At 47.2% G+C, this 1,003-nt stretch carries 1 protein-coding gene and 1 pseudogene; both read left to right on the top strand.

The annotated features are described in order from the left end of the window. On the top strand, positions 1-663 hold a 663-nt coding region (locus R7D93_RS26295; protein WP_318129680.1), incomplete at its 5' end, for a sugar-binding domain-containing protein. A gap of 131 nt (positions 664-794) precedes the next feature. Next, a pseudogene (locus R7D93_RS26290) lies at positions 795-1,003 on the top strand (chitinase); the annotation flags it as partial.

The following is a 1,003-nucleotide window of genomic DNA, read 5'->3' as shown; positions in this document are numbered from 1 at the left end:
AACGGCATGGTGGTGACCGTTGGACAAGGGCGTAACGTCTCTTCTGTTGCTCATCATATTGGGGTGATCACCCCACGAGACTGCAAATTTGTGTGTGGTATCGGCGGTATTCACCCGCGTGGTGGTATGTACAATGCTGACCACATTTGTCGTCAGTTAGCTAAAAAGTACGGCGGAACGTCCGAAACGCTTTACGCGCCGGCTTATGCAGAAAACCGCGAGCAAAAAATGGCGTTCATGCAGAATGCGACCGTCAAACAAACGCTCGATTTGGCACGTAAAGCCGATGTCGCTTTAGTCGGTATTGGTGATATGAGCGAAAACAGCTACATGGTCGATCTAGGGTGGTTTACACCAGATGAAGTGGTTCAATCCCGACTAAAACAAGGCGTAGTAGGAGACTTTGCGGGTTATGACTTCTTTGATATTCACGGTAACGTTGCCAACACCGTAATGAGTGACCGTGTCATTGGCCTTGGAATTGCAGAGTTTCGGCCAATCGCAGAAGTGATTGCTATCGCTGCTGAAAACAGTAAACCGCTTGCATTACTTGGTGCGTTACGTACCGGTGCAATCGACGTGATTGCTACCAGTGTAAGCAACGCTTTGACAGTATTGAACTTGGATGAGCAGATGCACGGCAACGCGGCATCTGAGAGTTAGCACAAATAATATGCAACTTATGTAATCAGGCTGCGAGGATTTATAAATGACTCGCAGCCTGATTTCGTTTTCAAGTTAAAAATATTCTCTAGGAGTAGCTTTAAATTTGTACACCTACTCTGGAGAAAACAATGAAAAAGACACTTCTTGCTGCACTGATTATCGGGATAACTGGTGCGGCGCACGCCGAGCAAAAAGTCGTAGCGGGTTACTTTGCGGATTGGCAGTACGCGAATGCAGAAAACCCATACACGGTGAAAGATATTCCCGCCGATAAACTGACACATGTGATTTACGCGTTTCTCAGTATGTGCGGTCCTCATACCGGTGCCTCTGAAAC

It is taken from the genome of Vibrio sp. YT-15 (genome assembly GCF_033337445.1).
GTDB classification, from domain to species: Bacteria; Pseudomonadota; Gammaproteobacteria; order Enterobacterales; family Vibrionaceae; genus Vibrio; species Vibrio alginolyticus.
This window is presented reverse-complemented; position numbering and strand designations above follow the sequence as displayed.